The 20,101-nt window shown below is 74.1% G+C and carries 10 protein-coding genes; 3 read left to right on the plus strand and 7 right to left on the minus strand.

Annotation, left to right across the window (positions count from 1 at the left end):
• Nucleotides 1-13 precede the first annotated feature (13 nt).
• The 6 genes from ACIBQ8_RS33240 to ACIBQ8_RS33265 form a co-directional block, all read right to left on the minus strand.
• Nucleotides 14-955, minus strand: a complete 942-nt coding sequence (locus ACIBQ8_RS33240) for a threonine/serine dehydratase (protein WP_397193883.1) — start codon at nucleotides 953-955, stop codon at nucleotides 14-16.
• A complete protein-coding gene (locus tag ACIBQ8_RS33245; protein WP_397193884.1) occupies nucleotides 952-9,249 on the minus strand; it encodes an amino acid adenylation domain-containing protein in 8,298 nt (2,765 codons plus the stop codon). Before ACIBQ8_RS33245 ends, ACIBQ8_RS33240 begins: the two co-directional genes overlap by 4 nt.
• The gene (locus ACIBQ8_RS33250; protein ID WP_397193886.1) at nucleotides 9,246-13,925 is read right to left on the minus strand and encodes an amino acid adenylation domain-containing protein; all 4,680 of its coding nucleotides are present in this window, start codon (nucleotides 13,923-13,925) and stop codon (nucleotides 9,246-9,248) included. Before ACIBQ8_RS33250 ends, ACIBQ8_RS33245 begins: the two co-directional genes overlap by 4 nt.
• A gap of 1,278 nt (nucleotides 13,926-15,203) precedes the next feature.
• The gene (locus ACIBQ8_RS33255) at nucleotides 15,204-15,683 is read right to left on the minus strand and encodes a tetratricopeptide repeat protein (protein WP_397193887.1); all 480 of its coding nucleotides are present in this window, start codon (nucleotides 15,681-15,683) and stop codon (nucleotides 15,204-15,206) included.
• 97 nt (nucleotides 15,684-15,780) lie between these two features.
• The gene (locus tag ACIBQ8_RS33260; RefSeq protein WP_397193889.1) at nucleotides 15,781-16,140 is read right to left on the minus strand and encodes a hypothetical protein; all 360 of its coding nucleotides are present in this window, start codon (nucleotides 16,138-16,140) and stop codon (nucleotides 15,781-15,783) included.
• 51 nt (nucleotides 16,141-16,191) lie between these two features.
• Complete coding sequence (locus ACIBQ8_RS33265; protein WP_397178270.1) at nucleotides 16,192-16,599, minus strand: VOC family protein; 408 nt, start codon at nucleotides 16,597-16,599, stop codon at nucleotides 16,192-16,194.
• A gap of 84 nt (nucleotides 16,600-16,683) precedes the next feature.
• Between ACIBQ8_RS33265 and ACIBQ8_RS33270 the strand changes: the two genes are divergently transcribed.
• Nucleotides 16,684-17,259, plus strand: a complete 576-nt coding sequence (locus ACIBQ8_RS33270) for a TetR family transcriptional regulator (protein ID WP_397193890.1) — start codon at nucleotides 16,684-16,686, stop codon at nucleotides 17,257-17,259.
• Between the two features lie 191 nt (nucleotides 17,260-17,450).
• Here the strand turns inward: ACIBQ8_RS33270 and ACIBQ8_RS33275 are convergent, their stop codons facing one another.
• Nucleotides 17,451-18,611: a cellulose binding domain-containing protein gene (locus ACIBQ8_RS33275; RefSeq protein ID WP_397193891.1), complete on the minus strand. Its 1,161-nt coding sequence runs from the start codon at nucleotides 18,609-18,611 to the stop codon at nucleotides 17,451-17,453.
• 203 nt (nucleotides 18,612-18,814) lie between these two features.
• On the opposite strand from ACIBQ8_RS33275, the gene ACIBQ8_RS33280 reads away from it, so the two are divergent.
• Nucleotides 18,815-19,207 carry a VOC family protein gene (locus ACIBQ8_RS33280; RefSeq protein ID WP_397178267.1) on the plus strand — a complete coding sequence of 131 codons (393 nt, stop codon included), beginning with the start codon at nucleotides 18,815-18,817 and terminating at the stop codon, nucleotides 19,205-19,207.
• A complete protein-coding gene (locus ACIBQ8_RS33285) occupies nucleotides 19,204-20,079 on the plus strand; it encodes a sigma-70 family RNA polymerase sigma factor (RefSeq protein ID WP_397193892.1) in 876 nt (291 codons plus the stop codon). The genes ACIBQ8_RS33280 and ACIBQ8_RS33285 overlap by 4 nt, the downstream gene beginning before the upstream one ends.
• Nucleotides 20,080-20,101 lie beyond the last annotated feature (22 nt).

Here is a 20,101-nt window from a genome sequence, read left to right on the forward strand (position 1 = left end):
GCGAGGGCGGGGGTCACTCCGCCTGCCGGGCCGCCGGCTGGAGGGCGGGCGCCACGTTGCCGCCGGAGACGATCGCCACGACCGGCCCGTCCGGCAGCAGCGCCTGATGGGCCAGGTAGGCGGCGGTGGTCACGGCCCCGCTGGGCTCGGCCCGCTCGCCCAGCCGGTCCCACAGCAGGCCGGCGGCGGCGTCGATGTCGTCCTCGCCGACGGTCAGCATGTCGTCCACGTACCGGTGGATGTGCTCCCAGGCCAGCTCGCCCAGGACGGGGCCGCGCAACCCGTCGGCCCTGGTGCGGTAGGTCAGCTCCACCGGCCAGGCCGTACGGCTGCCGCTGCGGAAGCTGGCCGCGCCGTCGGCGGCGAGCTCGGGCTCGACCCCGATCACGGTGATCGCCGGATCGGCGGCCTTGGCCGCCACCGCGACGCCGGCCAGCAGGCCGCCGTTGCAGACCGGCACCAGGATCGTGCCCGCCTCAGGAAGGTCGAGGACGATCTCCGCCCCGGCGCTGCCGTGCCCGGCGATCACGTCGAAGTCGTCGGACCGCACGACGGTCGCCCCGAGATGGTCGGCCAGCGCCAGGCAGGTGATCTCGCGCAGCGCCGGCGGCACGATGACCACCTCGGCGCCGAGCCCGCGGGCGGCCTCCACCTTGAGCTCCGGCGCGGTGTCGGGCAGGACGACGGTGGCCCGCAGGCCGTGCCGGGCGGCGGCGTAGGCGATGGCCTGGGCGTGGTTGCCCGAGGACTGGGCCACGACGTGCGTGATGCCCCGCCCGGCCAGCCGGGCCACCGCGTTCGCGGCGCCGCGCACCTTGAACGAGGCGGTGGGCTGCCGGTTCTCCGGCTTGAGCCACAGGCGTTCGCCGGGCAGCCGCAGCAGCGGCGTGCGCCGGACGAACGGGGCGATGCGGTCCGCGGCGGCCCGCACGTCGGACGCGGATACCAAGATCATCCGTTCAGCACCTTCTCCTGGATCGCGTTCAGGTCGGCGGCGGCCTCCGAGGGCGGCGCCGCGTCGGGGATGAGGTCCTCGATGTGGTGGAGCTGCCGGTGACGCAGCCCGAGCAGGCCCCAGACCACCAGCAGGACGCCGCTGGCCAGCAGCACCGCCGCGGCGCCGCCGCCCGGCCGGGAGGTCAGCGGCTGCGCCCACTCGGCCAGCGGACCGGCCGACAGGAAGCCCAGCGGCTGCATGGCCGTGGCCAGCATGACGTTCACCGCCAGCACCCGGCCCTGCAGGTCCGGCCCCACCTTGGTCTGGATGACCGACAGCCAGTGCGCGTTGCCGATGCTCATGCAGGCCAGCCGGACGAACAGGCCGACCGCGACCAGCCCCACGACCGGCCACGCGCCCATCAGGACGACACCGACCCCGGACCCGATCACGAAGGCGATCATGCCGGTCGCCCGGCGGCGGCTGCCGCCCCACACCAGGATCACGCCCGTGCCCGCCGCCACGCCGAGACCGCCGGCGGCCGTCACCACGCCCAGGTCGGCCGAGCTGCCGATGGACAGCACGATCGGGGTGATGAGCACCCACATCAGCGCGGTGCAGAAGTTGACCACCGCGAAGAAGACCGCCATCACCAGCAGCGGCCGTCGCCGCCGGATGAAGCGCCATCCGCCGCTCAGCGCCGCCCGGAAGCTCTCCTCCCGCCGGTGGAACAGCCGGTCCGGGAACCTGACCGCGAGCAGCGTCCCGACGCCGATCGCGAACGTGGCCACGTCGATGGAGATCACGGCTGACAGCCCGAACAGGCCGATCAGCGCCCCGCCCGCGAGCGGGGCCACCACGTTGCCCGCGCCGAACCCCAGGTTGGCCATGGCGTTGGCCTGCGGCAGGTACGGCTTGGGCACCAGCTGCGCGATCGCGGCCAGGTAGGCGGGCTGATGGAACGCCGTGACCATCGAGGTGACGGCGACGATGAGACAGACGTTCCACAACTCCAGCCGGCCGGTCGCCATCAGCAGCACCAGCGCCCCCATCGCCACACCCGACAGGGCGTCGCAGGCGAGCATGATCCGCCGCCGGTCCACCCGGTCGGCCAGCGCGCCGCCGAGCGGGGTGAGCAGCACGGCCGGGATCTGCGCCAGCATCGTGACCAGCGCCAGGTCCAGGATCTCGCCGCTGCGCTGGTAGGCCCAGATGCCCAGCGCGAAGGCGCTGAGCGCGTTGCCCACCGCCGACGCGAACTGACCGCCGGCGACGGTGTAGAACGAGCGCAGGCCGGTCCGGTCAGGCGCGCGCACCGGATCCGGGAGCTCGCCGTCCGACCAGCGCCGTAGCTGGTCGAACAGCAGGGCGGCCAGCGGCTCGGCCTGATGGCGCAGGAAGTAGTGACCGGCCCTGGGCAGCACCGCGCGTCCCACCCTCGTCGCGAAGGCGCCCCATTCGGCGTAGCGCTCCTCGTGCAGCTGGGTGGCCCGGTCCCGCTCGCCCACCAGGCACAGGATCGGCGCGGCCAGCCGCGGGCCGCCGGCGGCCAGCTCCCGGGTGAACCACTCCTGCGCCTGCGTGGAGTCGTGGCGCATGGCGCGCACCGCGGTCGCCTTGGCGGCCTCGTCCATGTCGTCGAGCAGGCCGCCCGACGCCCGCAGCGCGTCGCGGAACAGCCGGTCGGAGACCAGACGGTCGCCGCGGAACAGCTTCCTGGCCAGGCCGGGCAGCCGCGCGGACGGGAGACTGCCCGCCGCGATCACGCCCAGTACCGGCACGCCGTCGGCCTCCAGCCTGCGGGCCAGCGCCACGGCCGGCGCGGAGCCGACGCAGTGGCCGTACACGGCCACCGGACGGCTGGTCGAGGACTTCGCCACTTCGGCGGACAACGCCTCCACCAGGTCCTCCAGGGGCAGTGGCAGCTCCTCGGGCCTGGCGGGGTCGTGGCCGGGCAGCTCGACCGACAGCACCTCCACCCGGTCCCCGAGCGCGGCCGCCAACGGCTGGTACACCGCCGCGGAACCGCCGCCGTACGGCACGCAGAGCAGGGTGAACTCGCTGGCCGGGCCCCCGCCGAGCCGGTGCAGCAGCCCCGCGCCGCCGTCCTGGCCGAGGAAGGCGGCCAGCTGGGCGACGGTCGGCCGGGTGAACAGGTCGATCACCCGCAGGCCGCGGCCGATCTCCTTGACCGCGCGGACGGCGGCGAAGGAGTCGCCGCCGAGCGCGAAGAAGTCGTCGTGGGCGCCGATCTCGGCCACGTCGAGCACCTTCGCCCACGCCTCGGCCACCAGCCGCTCGGCCGCCGTGCTCGGCGGCACGAAGGCGGTGACTTCGGGCTTGGGCTCGGGGAGGGCGGCTCGGTCGATCTTGCCGTTGGGGTTGAGGGGGAGGTGGTCGAGGGTGACGATGTGCGCCGGGACCATGTAGTCGGGCAGCCGCTCGCGCAACGCCGAGCGCACGGCCGCGGCCTCCACGGTCGCGGGCGTCACCCAGGCGGCGAGCTGCCTGGCCTTGCCCTCGCCGACGGGCAGGACGACGGCCTCGGCGACCTGGGGCAGCGCCCGCAGCGCGGTGGTGACCTCGCCCAGCTCCACCCGGTAGCCGCGCACCTTGACCTGGTCGTCGACCCGGCCGCGGAACTCGATCTGTCCGTCGGCGGTGAGGCGGAGCAGGTCGCCGCTGCGGTAGCAGCGTCCCTGCCCGGTCAGCGGGTCGGGGACGAACCGCTCGGCGGTCAGCTCGGGCAGCCCGATGTAGCCGCGGGTGACCCCGGGGCCGCCGACGACCAGCTCGCCGGGCACGCCGGGCGGCACCGGCCGCATTCCGGCGTCCACCAGGTGGCCGTACACGCCGGGCAGCGGACGGCCCAGCGGCACGATGCCGGTCCGCCGGTCGGCGGGGATCTCCTCGGTGTCGCACACCAGGCAGATCATCGTGGACTCGGTGTGGCCGTAGTGGCTCTGGATCCTGAGCTCGGGACGGGCGGCGCGGGCCCGCTCCACCAGGTCCCACGGGCACGCCTCGCCCGCCAGGATCAGCAGCCGGCCCGGCAGCACGGCGGCCAGGTCGCCGCCCGAGGCCAGCAGCTCCAGGTGACTCGGGACGCACTTGACGACGTCCACCCGGTGCTCGGCCAGGTATCCGGCGAACGCGGCCGGGTCCATCGCGGTCTCGCGCGGCACCAGGTGGACGGTTCCGCCGGTGGTCAGCGCGCCGAACACGCAGGTCAGGCCGAAGTCGGCCGCCGGTGTGGAGACCACGGCGAACGATCCGCCGGGGACGTCGATGCGGGGCAGCATGCCGCCCAGGTAGTTCAGGACGTTGCGGTGTTCGGCGGCCACGGCCTTGGGGGTGCCGGTGGAGCCGGAGGTGAAGATGACGTGGTGCAGGTGCTCGGGCCGGACGTCCACGCGGGGTCGCTTGGCGGGCAGGTCGGGCAGTCGGTCCAGTTCCAGGACCCGCACGTCCGGGCCGAGACGGTCGGTGAACTCCGACATTGTGATCACGGCTCGGACTCCGGCGGCGTCGAGCATCGCGGCGATCCGCGCCGCCGGATAGGTCGGATCCATCGGCAGATATCCGCCGCCGGACTTCTGGATGCCGAACAGCGCGCACGCCAAGGAGGCGCCGGGCTCCAGCAGCACGCCGACGGGTTCGTCCGCGCGCACCCCGGCCTCGATCAGCCAGTGCGCGATGCGGTTGGCGGAGGTTTCCAGTTCGGAGTAGGTGAGGCTGCGGTCGGCGCCCACGACGGCGGGCGCGTCCGGGGTGGTGTCCACCCAGCGTTCGATCAGGTGGTGCACGGCCTGGCCGGGCGCGTCCACGGGCGCGGGTCCGGCCAGGACGGGCCCGGTCACCGGCTCCAGCGGCACGGCCCCGACCGGCGCGTCCAGGTCCGACAGCATCCCGTCCAGCAGGGCGAGGTACCAGTCCACCAGCCTGCGGACGGTCGCCTCGTCGAACAGGTCCGTGCGGTAGCCGAAGCCGCCGCGCAGAGGCGACCCGGGGCCGCTGTCGAGCACGTACAGGTCCAGGTCGAACTTCGCCGTCCGCTCGGGGAGCTCGATGGAGGTCGCCTCCAGCCCGGGCAGCTCGGGACGTCCCTGGTCGGGGATGTAGTTGAGCATCACCTGGAACAGCGGGGTGGCGGCCAGGTTGCGTTCCGGCCGCAGCCGGTCCACCACCCGGTCGAACGGCGCTCCCGCGTGGGCGAGCGCGCCCAGCGCGGCCTCCTTGACCCGGTCCAGCAGCTCCCGGCCGGTCGGGTCGCCGCCCAGGTCGGTGCGGACCACGACGGTGTTGATGAAGCAGCCCACCACGCCCTCGGTGTCGGGATGGTCCCGTCCGCTGACCGGCACGCCGACCGCGATGTCGTGGACCGCCGACAGCCGCGCGAGCAGCGCCTGCAACCCGGCCAGCAGCACCATGAACGGCGTCATGCCCGGCGCCGACCGCACCTTGGCCGCCAGCTCCCCCGGCAGCTCGACCTCCAGCGAGGCCCCCGCCGGGTCGGCCACCGCGGGCCGGGGACGATCCGTCGGCAGGTCGAGCACCGGCGGCAGCCCCCGCAGCCGTTCCGCCCACCAGTCCAAATCGGCCAGGGCCGGGACGGGTGCCACCTCCGCGTACTGGGCGGGCGGCGGGCCCGGCGGCGGGCGCAGTCCCAGCCGGGCGGCGTACAGCGCCGACAGCTCCGACTGCAGGAGGCCGCGCGTCCAGGCGTCCGTGGCGATGTGGTGGAAGGTGAGGGAGAGCACGTGCTCCGCGTCGTCGACCACGAACAGGACCGCCCGCATCGGCGGCTCCCGGTCCAGCGCGAACGGCGTGGCGAGCTGCTCGGCCACCGCCCGTTCGACCTCGGAACGGTCGATGGTCACGGTGGTCACCGGCACCTCCGCGGCCGGTCGTACCTCCAGGACCGGTTCGGCGCCGGTGGCGACGATCACGCTGCGCAGCACCTCGTGCCGCTCGGCCAGGTCCCTGACCGCGCCCAGCAGCGCGTCCGCCCGCAGCGGCCCGCGCAATCCCAAGGTCATCGGGACGTTGTAGGCCGTGCCGTCCGGCTCAAGCTGGGCGAGGAACCACAGCCTGGCCTGGGCGCCGGACAGTGGCGCCGGGCCGTCCACGCGCTCGCGTCGCGCCACCGCCGCCGAGGCGGGACGGGGCAGCGCGGCGGCCAGGTCGGCGAGCACGGAGTGCTCGAAGAGCAGCCGCACCGGTACGGCGACGCCGAGCTGCTCGCGCAGGCGGCCCGCCACCCGGGTGGCGGCGAAGGAGTGCCCGCCCAGCGTGAAGAAGTCGTCGTTCGCCCCCACCTGCTCCACGTCGAGCACTTCGGCCCACGCCTGGGCCACCAGCCGCTCCGCGGCCGTGCTCGGCGGCACGAAGGCCGCCGCCTCCTGCTGCGGTTCGGGGAGGGCGGCTCGGTCGATCTTCCCGTTCGGATTGAGGGGAAGCCGGTCGAGCGCGACGACGTGGGCGGGGACCATGTAGTCGGGCAGCCGTTCGCGCAGCGCCGAGCGGACCGCCGGGACGTTCGCCGTGGCGGGGGTGACCCAGGCGGCCAGTTGCCTGGCCTTGCCCTCGCCGACGGGCAGGACGACGGCTTCGGAGATCTGGGGGAGGGCTCGCAGGGCGGTGACGACCTCGCCGAGTTCGACGCGGTAGCCGCGCACCTTGACCTGGTCGTCGACCCGGCCGCGGAACTCGATCTGTCCGTCAGCGGTGAGGCGGAGCAGGTCGCCGCTGCGGTAACAGCGCTCGTCGCCGGTCAGCGGATCCGGGACGAACCGCTCGGCTGTCAGTTCGGGCAGCCCGATGTAGCCGCGGGTGACGCCGGGACCGCCGACGACCAGCTCGCCAGGGACGCCCGGCGGGACCGGCCGCAGCCGCGAGTCCACCAGATGGCCATGGACACCCGGCAGGGGACGGCCCAGCGGGACGATCCCGGTCCGGCGTTCCGCGGGGATCTGGTCGGTTTCGCAGACCAGGCAGATCATGGTGGATTCGGTGTGGCCGTAGTGGCTCTGGATGCGCAGGCCGGGTTTGGCGCTCTGGGCTCGTTCGACGAGGTCCCAGGGGCAGGCTTCGCCGGCGAGGATGAGAAGTTCGCCCGGCAGGACGGCGGTCAGGTCGCCGCCCGAGGCCAGGAGTTCCAGGTGGCTCGGGACGCATTTGACGACGTCCACCTGGTGGTGGGTGAGGTAGTCGGCGAACGCGGTGGGGTCCATCGCGGTCTCACGCGGCAGCAGGTGGACGGTTCCGCCGGTGGTGAGCGCCCCGAACACGCAGGTGAGCCCGAAGTCGGCCGCCGGTGTGGAGACGACGGCGAACGACCCACCGGGGACGTCGATGCGGGGCAGCATCCCGTTGAGGTAGCTCAGGACGTTGCGGTGTTCGGCGGCGACGGCCTTGGGGGTGCCGGTGGAGCCGGAGGTGAAGATGACGTGGTGCAGGTGCTCGGGCCGGACGTCCACGCGGGGTCGCTCGGCGGGCAGGTCGGGCAGTCGGTCCAGTTCCAGGACCCGCACGTCCGGGCCGAGGCGGTCGGTGAACTCCGACATCGTGATCACGGCTCGGACTCCGGCGGCGTCGAGCATGGTCGCGATCCGCGCCGCCGGATAAGTCGGGTCCATCGGCAGATATCCGCCGCCGGACTTCTGGATGCCGAACAGCGCGCACGCCAGGGAAGCCCCGGACTCCAGCAGCACGCCGACCGGCTCGTCCGCGCGCACCCCGGCCTCGATCAGCCAGTGCGCGACGCCATTGGCGGCGGACTCCAGCTCGGCGTAGGACAGGCTGCGATCCGCGCCCACGACGGCGGGCGCGTCCGGGGTGGTGTCCACCCAGCGTTCGATCAGGTGGTGCACGGCCTGGCCGGGCGCGACGGTGGGCGGGGGTCCGGCCAGGACCGGCCCGGTCACCGGCTCCAGCGGCACGGCCACGACCGGCGCGTCCAGATCGGACAGCATCCCGCCGAGCAGGGCGAGGTACCAGTCCACCAGCCTGCGGACGGTCGCCTCGTCGAACAGGTCGGTGCGGAATTCGAGCACGCCGTCGAACGCGTCCCCGCGATCCTCCAGCGTCAGGTTGAGGTCGAACTTGGCCGTCGGCGACGTCAGCCGTTCGGCCACCACCTCGACCCCGGGCAGGCTCATCGGCGTGACGCTGTCGTACACGTTCAGCATCACCTGGAACAGCGGGGTGACCGACAGGTTCCGCTCCGGCTGCAACCGCTCCACGATCCGCTCGAACGGCGTGCGGCTGTGGGCGAAGGCGTCCAGCGCGGTCGTGCGGGCGCGGGCCAGCAGCTCGCGGCCGGTGGGGTCGCCGCCGACGTCGGTACGCAGCACCAGGGTGTTGAGGAAGCAGCCCACCACGCCCTCGGTGTCGGGATGGTGCCGTCCGGCGTGCGGGACGCCCACCGCGATGTCGTCGCTGCCGGCCAACCGGCCCAGCAGCGCCTGCAACCCGGCCAGGAAGACCATGAACGGCGTCGTCCCGGCGGTGGCCCGCACCCTGGCCGCCAGCTCCCCGTGCACCTCGAAGCCGACCGTGCGCCCGCTCCACGCCGGCACGGCGGGCCGTGGCCGGTCGGTGGGCAGGTCGAGCACCGGGGCCAGCCCGGCCAGCCGCCGCGTCCACCAGTCCAGGTCGGTCTCGCCGGCCGTCTCGTGCGCGTTCTGGCCGGCCTCCCAGGCGGCGACGTCGGCGTACTGCAGGGCCGGGGGCTCCGGCCGGGGGCCGGCGCCGAGCCGGGCCGCGTACAGCGCCGCCAGGTCGCGCAGCAGCACCTGCTCCGACCAGGCGTCGGTCACGATGTGGTGCAGGACCAGCACGAGCACGTGGTCGTCGGCGCCGAGCCGGAACACCGTGGCCCGCATGGGCGGCTCGGCGTCCAGCCGGAAGGGCCGCCAGGCCTCGGCCCGCAGCTCCCGCTCCAGCGACTCGGGGGTCACCTCCACCACGCTGACAGGCACCCCGGCGGCCGGCCGCACCCGCCGGCCCTCGACGACGCCGCGCAGCACCCAGTGCCGCTCGCCCACGTCGGCCAGCGCGCCGGTGAGGGCGTCGAGGTCCACCGGCCCGCGCAGCCGCAGCGCCTGCGGCACGTTGTAGGCGGGGGAGTCCGGCTCGAGCTGGGCCAGGAACCACAGCCGCTCCTGGAGCGGGGACAGCGGCATGTCGGCGGCCGACAGAGCCGGAATGCCCGCCGGAGCGGCCTCCTCAAGGGTCTCGGCCGCGGCCCGCGCCGCCGCGAGCCGGGAACGGAGCAGGTCGGCGACCCGGTCCCGCTGCACCTCGGTCATGCCTCCACCCCGCCCGTCAGGTCGGCGAGCAGCAGCTCTTCCAGGCCGGCGGCGAAGTCGGCGAGCACCGGACGGTCGAACAGCAGCCGCACCGGCACGGCGAGCTGCAGGACCTCGCGGAGCCGCCCGGCCACGCGGGTGGCGGCGAAGGAGCTGCCGCCCAGGGCGAAGAAGTCGTCGTCGGCCCAGACGGCCGGACGGCCGAGCACCGCCGACCAGATCGAGGCGACCATGATCTCGGCGTCGGAGGCGGGCGCGACCCGTTCGGCCCGCGGGCCGTCACCGGGCTCGGGCAGGGCGTCGCGGTCCACCTTGCCGCTGGACAGGGTGGGCAGGGCGGCCAGCGCCACCCACCGCCGCGGCACCATGTGGTCGGGCAGCCGGGCGCGCAGATGTCGTTCCACCGCCGCCGGATCGGCCGTCTCCGGCGTGACGTAGCCGACCAGGTGGGCCTGGGCGCCCGTGCCGGACACGGTCACCGCGCCCTGGGCCACCTCGTGCAGCACGGCCTCGACCTCGCCCAGCTCGATGCGGTAGCCGCGGACCTTCACCTGGTGGTCGCGGCGGCCGTGGAACTCCAGCGTCCCGTCGGGCCGCCGGCGCGCGAGGTCCCCCGTCCGGTAGCACCTGCCGCCGGGGACGAAGGGATCCTCCACGAATCCGGACAGCCCCGGACGGTTCCGGTATCCCCGAGCCACGCCCGCGCCGCCCAGCAGCAGTTCGCCCACCGCGCCCGGCGGCAGCAGCCGCAGCCGCGAGTCGACGACGTAGGCCCGCTCGCCGGGCATCGGCGAGCCGATCGGCACCGGGCCGGGCTCGCCGGCGGACACGCGGTGCATGGTCGAGGTGACGGTGGCCTCGGTGGGGCCGTAGGCGTTCCACAGCTCGCCGGCCCGCGCCAGGATCTCCGCCGCCAGGGCCGGGTCCAGCGCCTCGCCGCCGGTGACCGCGCGCAGCTCCGCGTCGCCGGTCCAGCCGGCCTCGATCAGCATCCGGTACGCCGTCGGCACCAGGTCGAGCACCGTGGCCTTGGCGGCCGCCTCGGCCAGCGCGTGACCGTCCCTGGCGGTGGCCCTGTCCACCACCACGCTGGTCCCGCCGCAGGTCAGGACCGTCCACAGCTCGGAGGCTGCGGCGTCGAACGTCAGCGGCGCCACGGCCGGCTGCACGTCGTCCGGGCCCATGCGCAGCGCGGCCGCCGTGCCCGCCACCAGGGCGGCCAGGTTCGCGTGGGTGACCTCGACGCCCTTGGGCGTGCCCGTCGAGCCGGAGGTGTACATCACGTACGCCAGGTCGCCTGGCCGGACCTCGGGCAGCTCGGCGCGGCCGTCCAGCTCCAGCCGGTCGAGGTCCAGGACGTCGAGCCCCGGCACGCTGCCCCTGGCCAGCACGACGCGGGCCCCGGCGTCCTCGGCCAGCAGCCGCAGCCGCTCGGCCGGGTGCTCGGGATCCATCGGCAGGTAGGCCGCGCCCGCCCGCCACACCGCCAGCAGGACGGCGGGCATCAGCCGGTCGCGCGGCAGGCAGACGCCGACGACGTCCCCCGGCGCCACGCCGCGCTCCAGCAGCGTCGCCGCCGCCCGGTCGGCCCAGTCGTTCAGGTCGGCGAAGCTCAGCGACGTGCCGTCGGGGCCGACCACGGCCGTTCCCGTGGTGTGGGCCGCGATCGACCGCGGCACGGTCGGCAGCGGCCGCGGCAGCTCCGGCCCGGCGGACAGCGCCAGCAGCGCGGCCCGCTCGTCCGGGGTGACGAGCTCCAGCTCCCGGCCGGGGTCCGTCATGGCGTGCCGGAGCAGGGCGATCAGGCGGTCCGCGTACGCCTCGGCGCGGCCTCGATCGAGCAGCGCGGTGGCGTACTCCAGGTGCAGCTCGCCGCCGGACGCGGTGCGGTTGACCAGCACGCTGAGCTCGTGACCGGCGGCTCCCGAACCGAGTTCGGTGAGCAGTTCCAGGCCGTCCACGCGCACGGGGACCTCGCTGTGCTGCATGGCCAGCAGCACGGCGGCGCGGGGCAGCTCGGCGGGCGGGATCTCCTGGTGGATCAGCGCCCGCGTGGTGGCGTCCGCGGCCTGGCGCACCAGGTCGCGGAAGGTCGCGGCCTCGCCGGTACGCAGCCGTACCGGCACGGTGTCGACCAGCGGGCCGACGACCCCGGCGAGCTCGGCGCCGGCGCGGCGCGCCGCGACCGCGCCGATCAGCGTGTCCGGCTCGGCGCCGGCCAGGGCGAGCCCGGCCAGGTAGACCGCGAACGGGGTGGCGCCGCACCGCCTGGCCAGGGCGGACACGCCGGTCACGAACTCCTCCGGCAGCGGCCTGGTCACCCGCGCCGCCGCCAGGTCGGCGGGCGCAGGAGGCGTCACCGGCGCGCCCGACAGCTCCCGCTGCCAGAACTCGCGCAGCCGCGGCAGCTCCGGATGCCCCTCCTGCTCGCGCACGGCCACGTCGCCGACCTGGACCGCGGGCCCGGCCACCGGACGTCCGGCCAGCCCGGCGGCCAGCTCGTCCATCAGGACGCCGACCGAGCCGCCGTCGAAGGCGAGGTGATCGGTCACGACCACGAGCTCGGCAACCGCCTCGCCGGTCCAGCACAGCTCGGCCCGGACCAGCGGCACCTCGGCCGCCACGTCGAACACGTACGCGCCCGCGCGCCTGGCCACCCGCTCCGGGTCGGCCTCGGGGCCGTGCTCGCCGAACGGCACCGGAACCGGCGGATGCGTCACGGCGTACGGCACGCCGTCCTCGGCCACGGCGACGGTGCTGCGCAGCACCTCGTGCCGGGCCACGACGGCGTCCAGCGCCGCCCGCAGCGGCGCGGCGTCCCGCAGGCCGCTCACCCGCAGCCGGACCGACACGGTGGTGACCGGCTTGCCCGGATGGAGCTGCCGCAGGGTCCAGAACTCGCGCTGCATGCCGGTCAGCGGGTACGTGCTCCGGCCGCCGTCCCGCCGCACCGGCTCCTGGACGGTCTCGCGCAGCCGGGACGCCAGCCCGGCCGCCGTGGGCTCGGTCAGGAACGCCGCCGGCGGCACGGTGTGCCCCAGCCGCCGCGACAGCTCGTTCACCACCCGCACCGCGGCCAGGGAGTGTCCGCCCAGGTCGGCGAAGCGGTCCAGCACGCCGATCCCGTCGAGGCCGAGCACCTCGGCGATGACGTCGGCCACCAGCCGCTCGTCGTCGGTCCGCGGCGCGACCGGCGCGGCGGCGACCAGCCGCGTGGAGCCGAGCCTGGGCAGGGCGGCGCGGTCGACCTTGCCGGTGGGGGCCAGCGGCAGGCTCTCGCCGACCCCGATCCGGGCCGGGACCAGGTGGCCGGGCAGCCGGTCGCCCAGCCACTCGCGCAGCTCGGGCTCGCTCACCCCGGTCGCGGCGACGTGGCCGACCAGGTGGGCGGTCCCGTCGTCGCCGGTCTGCGCGACCACAACGGCCCGCCGCACCGCGGGGTGGCCGCCCAGGACGGCCTCCACCTCGCCGAGTTCCACCCGGATGCCGCGGATCTTGACCTGGTCGTCGGCCCGGCCCGCGTAGCGCAGCTCGCCGTCCACCCGGCGGACCAGGTCGCCGCTGCGGTAGACGCGGACGCCGTCCGGGCCGGAGCCGAACGCGGGGGAGTCCACCCCCAGGTATCCGCGGGCCACCACGGGCCCGCCGATCCACAGCTCGCCCAGCTCGCCGTCCTGGACGGGCCGGCCCTGCGCGTCGCGCACCGACAGCACGGCCCCGGCCAGCGGCTCGCCGAGGGGCGGCTCGCCGTCGAAGTCGCGTCCCGCCTCGAAGAAGGTGCAGGCGGTGCTGCACTCCGTCGGGCCGTACATGTTGAGTACGCGCCGGACGCCCGGGTTGGCGTAGATCTGGCGGATCAGCGCGGCGGTCAGCGGCTCGCCGCCCGACACCACCGTACGCACCCCGGCCGGCAGCGGGTCGCGCAGCAGCACCGACAGCGCGGAGGGGACGCCGAAGACCGTCCTCACCTCGTCGCGGGCGGGCAGGGACGGCAGCGCGAGCAGGTTCTCCGCCATGATGACCGTGCCGCCGGCGACGAGCGGGACGAACAGCAGCATGACCGAGGCGTCGAAGCAGATCGACGCGCTGGCCAGCATGCCGCCCAGCTCCTCGGCGGTGTACGCCGACGCGCCCCAGGCCAGGAAGTTCATGGTGTTGCGGTGCTCCACGACCACGCCCTTGGGGGTCCCGGTGGAGCCGGAGGTGTAGATCACGTACGCGGCGTCGGCGGCGTCTCCCGCGACGCCGGGCGCGTCCTCGCGCGGCGCGACGTCGTCCACGTGGACGACCTCCGCTCCCGTGAGTGCGGCCGTCGCCGCCTGCGCGGTCGCGGAGAGCACGGCGGTGACCTCGGCGTTCGCGGCCATGAACCGTAAGCGTTCGGCGGGGTAGGCGGGGTCGAGCGGAACGTAGGCCGCGCCCGCCTTCCACACGCCCAGGATCGCCGGGAGCAGCCATTCGCCCTGGTCCAGGCAGACGCCGACGTGGTGGCCGCGTCCGATGCCGCGGTCGAGCAGCGTGTGGGCGATGCCGTTGGCCGTGCGGTCCAGGTCGGCGTAGGTGAGGCGGGTGGTGCCGGCTATGACGGCGATCCTGTCAGGACTTTTCCTGGCTTGGGTGGATATGGCCTCGTGAACGCGTGTGCCGGCCCCCGGGCCTTTCACGTCGTCGGTCATGGTGTCTCCCCGTAAAACCCACCGCGATTGGCGGCAAATACGTACAAATTGCGCGATGAAGCATAATCCGCATGATCGCTTTGTCGAGAGCTTTCAGGGGCGCAGTTTGTCCGTCAGCATGAATGACGTCAGGTAAGGGTTTCCGGTCAAAGTTCGGGGGATTCTGTGACTCTGGGTAGTGGGTGATCTCCGGGTGGCGAATTCGTGATCTGGGCTCGCAGGAGAAAGCCTGAGCCATGGGGTTGCGTCCGCCCTTTGGGCCTGCCGATGGCCTCCGGCGTGCGTCGGTAGGGGCGTACCGGCGAGGTGGCAGGTGTCGCGCCGATGAGGCCGTGGGATGCCGAGCCTTCTCAGGCAAGGTTCTGAGGGCTGCGGGCGTCGAGGGGTTCATGGCTGCTGAGGAACGACCGGCCCCGTGGGGTCGGAGCGGTCGAGGCCAGACATCCGGCGAAGAAAACCTGCGACCGAGCGTCCCGGTGGGTGGCGGCGTAAGGGCGGCCCCGGCAGAGGGGACGGGCGGCATGACCAAGCGGCACGGCGTGTGAGGCGGCGGCGGAGCGCGCGGTCGGCCGGCGCGGTGCAGCCCGGCGGCGCGATCGGGCGGTGCGGCCGAGCGGGCGGGGATGTTGGGCGGCGCGGCGGCGGTATGGCAGGGCGGGGATGTCGAAGTGGGGCGGTGCGATCTGGCGGTGCACGGGTGAGCTGGGGGCGGGTGGCATGGCCCTGCGAGGAACTGGTGCAGGTGTGTCAGGCTGGCGTGCCCTTGCTGCCCCTACTCTCGCCGCGCCCGACGTTGGCGCACTCGTTTTTGCTGCACTGGCCGCGCACACCTTCGGCTCGCCCGACGGCCGCATGGAGCGGAGGTTCCCGCTCGCCGGTTCTCGATTCTCCGCCCCTTGGTCCCCGCTCCCTGGCCCGCCCGCTTCCGGTTTGCCCGCCCCTGGGCCGCCCGGACTCCCTGTGCCGCCAGACTCCCTGACGGCCCTCGCGCCCAGGCTTCTGGCCCCGCTGACCTCCGAGCCTCCGGGTCCACCTGGCTCGCCGGGCTATCAGGCCCGCCTGGCGTCCGGGTGTACCGGGCCACCGGGCCACCGGGCCCGCCGAGTCCCTGCCTCCCCGGCCGCCGCCCGGGGGTGAGGCGTTCGGGTGCGGTGATGGACTCAAGTGATCTGGCGCCATTGTTGTCTGGGATCAGGGTGCGTTGATTTTTCGCTTTGTTGAGGAATTCGCCGAAGGGGGCCTGGGTATTCGGAGGGAAATGGTGCTTGGGAAATCGGTTCAGGGTTTTGTGGGGGGATTGTTGGAATTCAGGAGGTCGGCCAGGCGGTCCAGGCCGCCTTTGACGAGTCGGCCGTATCCGTCGTCGCCCAGTGCGCCAATTCCGGCTCGGGCCTGGTCGAGGTGGTGGCGGGCGCGGTCCAGGTCGCCCAGTTTGCGGTAGCACTCGCCCAGGTTCAGGTGCAGCGACGGGTACAGCGCCACCACCGGGAGCGCCACCCCGGCCTGCGCCACCTGTTCGTCGGTGACCCGGTCGGCGGCGGCGAGCGCGCGCAGGTCCCACACCAGCTCCTGGTCCACGTCGTCCTGGACGTCGGCCATCGAGTGGGCCAGAACGCAGACGTGCAGCGGATCGCCCTGCTCGCCGCCGATGTCGTCCCAGATCTGCGCGAACAAATCGCGAGCGGCTTCGGGCCGGCCTTGGTGGTGGTGTAAGTCCACCCCTTGGCCGATCCTGGCCATCGTCGGATCGGCGGTCATCGGCGCTCCTTCACTGTCGCGGGAAACAGCGGTCAGCGTACTTGTCGGGACCGAACCGGAGGGCCGTCGAGCCGGGACCGCGGTAATTCGGACGCTTTCACCCGCGCACGAGACGTTCGAGGTGCGGCAGTTCCGCCTCGTGCGGGCGGCCTGGCCGGGTGTCCAGGAGCCGCCATCGGGTGGTGACCCCGTCCGGGCCGTCGAGCGTCCCCCGCGCCAGGGCGGCGTCGATGCGGGCCCGCACGTCGGACTCGGCCGCCGCCTCGGCCGCGAACAGGACCCGCACCCGGACGGCATCGCCCCGGCGGTCGGCGGCCGTGTGGTGCGCCGCGATCGGGCAGGGCGGCTCGTGCTCCCAGTGCCCGCACAGCGCCACGGTGATCGCCGCGCCGGGGGCGCGCACATCGCCGTCCGCGTCCATGACGATCGTCGCCTCATGGGCGAAACCCGTACGCACCCCTCCATGATTCACGTACGCGGACGACGGGGCCAGCGCCCGGCGCCGGTCTCACTCGGGCGCGTACTGGGACGCGTACTCCTGCGAGGGCGGGATCGGCGTGATCACGTCCACGAGGACGCCGTTGGGGTCGGCGACGATGAAGTGCCGCTGGCCGAAGTCCTCGTCGCGCAGCGCCAGCTCCGGGGTCAGCCCCTCGCGCCCGACCAGGCGCTCCCACTCGGCGTCGACGTCGGCGACCTCGAAGTTGAGCAGCAGCCCCGCGACCGGGCGGCGGTAGGCGGCGGGCAACGTCGGGTGCCGGTGGTCGAGCAGGGCCAGCTCGTACGGGCCGCGGCGCAGGCTCACGTACCAGTCGGCCTCGAAGGTCACCTCGTATCCGAACAGCCGGACGTAGAAGTCCTTCGACGCGGCGAGATCGGCCGTGCACACCACCGGATACACGCTGCTCAGCTCCATGTGGTCCTCCTCATCAGTTTCACGTACCAACGGTATGTGGGCGTACACTATTTGAGATACCGTCGGTATGTCAAAGGGGACGCAGTGACCAGGTCGGAGCAGAAGGAACGCACCCGCCGCACGTTGCTCGCCACGGCGAGGCGCCTGTTCGCGACCAGGGGCTATGCCGGGGTGGGGCTGGCGGAGATCGTCGGCGAGTCCGGCGTCACCAAAGGCGCCCTCTACCACCACTTCGAGGGCAAGCCCGACCTGTTCCGGGCCGTCCTGGAACAGGTGCAGCGCGAGGTGGCCGACCGGGTCGCCGCGGCGGCCGACGCCGAGGACGACCCGTGGGCGCAGCTCAAGGCGGGCTGCGCGGCGTTCGTCGCGGCCGGGGCCGATCCCGACGTGCAGCGGATCATGCTGATCGACGGTCCCGCCGTGCTGGGCTGGAACGAGTGGCGGGCGATCGACGAGGCCACCAGCGTCCGGCACCTGACCGAGGCGCTGGCCGCGCTCATCGCGTCCGGCGCCATCCCGGCCCAGCCGCTCGCGCCGCTGGCCCGCCTGCTGTCCGGGGCGATGAACGAGGCCGCGCTGTGGCTGGCGCAGTCGGCCCCGGACGAGCTGGCCGACACCCAGGCGGCACTGTCCCGCCTCCTCGACGCCCTGCGCGCCTGAAGCCGCGCACCCCCGCCACCGAGAGCACACGCTCGCCCCGAGCCCGGCCGGGCCGGGGCGGACGGCCGGTCGAGCTCGCCACAGCGGCCCGTCAGGTCAGCCCGGCAGGTCGGGGGCGAGGGGGTTGGGCTCGGCGGGGAGGGGCCGGGGGCGCCCGGGTCGTCCCCGCCGAGAGGCTGCGAGCTGGAACGTCAGCCGATGGCGCAGGTCTGCCCGTTGAGCGCGAAGCTCAACGGCGAGGGCGGCGCGCCGCCGGCGTACGCGGCGGTGAACCCGACCTGGGTCTGCGAGCCGACCCCGATGACCTTGTTCCACGGCTTGTTCACGCCGGCCACGCCCGCACCGGCCTGGGTCCAGGTCGCGGACCAGCCCGAGACGAGCCGCACGGCGGCCGCCGCCGGGTAGCCGACCGTCAGCGTCCACCCGTCGACCGGGGCCGTGCCGGTGTTGCGCACGACGAGCTCGGCGTCCAGCCGCGGCCCTCCCGTCGTGGCCCGGTACGTCACCGTGCACGGCGCGCCCGACGACGGCGTGGGCGACGGCAGCCCCTCCCTGGCCAGCGCGGACAGCGGGTCCGACGGCGCGCTGAGGTTGCCGCCCGCGTCCTCGGCGACCACGACGTACGTGTAACGCTGCCCGGCGACCAGGCCGGGTTCGGCGAAGTTCAGGCTCGGCGGAAGGACCGTGCCGACCCTGCGGTACGCCGTCGCCGTCTCCCGGTACACGTCGTACGACGTCACCGCCACGTTGTCGGTCGACGCCTGCCAGCAGAACGTGACGCCCGGATAGTCCTGCAAGCAGGCGTCGCGCAGCCCGGTGGGCCTGGACGGCGGCACGTGGTCGCCCGGCAGCGGGCTCGGCGAGCCGGTCGGGGTCATCCCGAGCGTCGCGGGCACCGTGATCAGGGCGGACGGCGGGCTGAGGTGCCCCGCCAGGTCCCTGGCCACGACGTACATCGTGTACAGGCGGTTCAGCTCGCCGGAGAAGCCGCCGATCGTGCTGGTCGTGCTGGCGGCGAGGACGAAGCCGTCCGGGTCCAGGCGGTACAGGTCGTACCCGGCGACGCCCGTGTCGTCGGAGGAGGCCGACCAGCAGATGGACGCGTAGCCGGTCGGGTTGGCGGCGAACGGCACCGGGCACGGCCGCAGCCCGCCGGGGCGGGTCGGCGGCGCGTCGTCGGCGGCCCCGGAGACGCCCGTCCCGGGGACAGCGGCGGCGGGGACGGCCGCGTACGCGACGTCGTGCGCCGCCGGGACGGAGGCCAGAGCCGTCCTCCCGGTCGGGCCGATCGCCAGCGCGGCGAGGAACAACGCCAGAGTGAGGAATCCGAGGGTGAGGCCAACCGCTCCCAAGGATCGTCTGCCAGGCCGCATAGGGCCCCCTTCTGATCGAGCCTGCACCCCCTCGCAGTGATCGTGAACGAGCTTTCATGTTCCGTAAAGCCGCGAACCCGCCGGGCCGGACCGGCCGTGTTACCTTTCCCCGCCGCCACTCGTCATGGGGGTGACGACCGAGAACGAACGGTCGTCGGACCCACGAGTGAATCGAGAGCAGGATGCTGACCACCATCATGTACACGACGGTCTACGTCACCGACCAGGACCGCGCGCTGGAGTTCTACACCGCGGGGCTCGGCCTGGAGAAGCGCATCGACGTCCGGGGGCCCGAGGGCCGCTTCCTCACCGTCGGCGTGCCGGGGAGCCCGGTCCAGATCCTCCTGTGGTCCTACGCGCCGGCCGCCGGACAGCCGGGCGACGCGGGCGGGAGCGGCGCGCCGGGCCCGCTGATCCTGGAGTCCGACGACCTGCGCAAGGACTTCGAGGTCATGCGCGGGCGGGGTGTCACCTTCAGGGAGTCCGAGCCCGTGGACTATCCGTTCGGCGTCCGCGTCGAGGCGGTGGATCCGGACGGCAACCGGATCTCGCTCCGTCAGCAGCGCAGGCCGTGAACGTGCACCCGTCCGGCCCGGTGGCCGAGGCGTTCGAGGCCCAGCGCGATCGGCTGCGCGCCGTCGCCTACCGCGTGCTGGGCTCGCACGCCGACGCCGAGGACGTGGTCCAGGAAGCCTGGATGCGGCTGGTCCGCCAGGACGTGACGGCCATCGGCAACCTGGCGGGCTGGCTGACCACCGTGGTCGGCCGCCTCAGCCTGGACCTGCTGCGATCCCGCCAGAGCCATCCCGAGACGGCGTACGGGCAGGACTTCACGGACCTCCTGGTGACGCCCGACGACGAGCCCGCGCCGGACGAGCAGGCGGCGCTGGCCGACTCGGTCGGCCTCGCCCTTCTCGTGGTGCTGGACTCGCTCACCCCGAGCGAGCGGCTGGCGTTCGTCCTGCACGACCTGTTCGCGGTCCCGTTCCAGGAGATCGGCCACATCCTGGGCAGGTCCGCCGACGCCGCCAAGATGATCGCCAGCCGCGCCCGCCGCAAGGTCCGGTTCACGGACCGGGCGGCGGGCCCCGGCCGCGAGCACCGGGAGGCCGTGGACGCCTTCCGCGCCGCCGCGCTCGGCGGCGACTTCGAGGCGCTCCTGCGGGTCCTCGACCCGGACGTGAAGCTGACCGTGGACACCCCCGGCGGCGTGGTCGTCACCCTCGGCGCGACCGCCGTCGCCGCCGGAGCCCGCATGTTCTCCGGCGAGGTCGCCGGGCAGCGGCCGGTGCTGGTCGACGGGCTCCCGGGTCACCTGTCCTGGCGCGCCGACGGCACCCCGCTGTCCGCCATCGCCTTCACCGTCGCCGGCGGCCGGATCACCGGCATCCACATCATCGTCGACCCGGCCAAACTCACCACCCTCGACCGCCCCACTCCCGCCTGAACCGGTCCCGGTGCCGTCGGGG

The organism is Nonomuraea sp. NPDC049646, from assembly GCF_044465525.1.
Taxonomy (GTDB): domain Bacteria; phylum Actinomycetota; class Actinomycetes; order Streptosporangiales; family Streptosporangiaceae; genus Nonomuraea.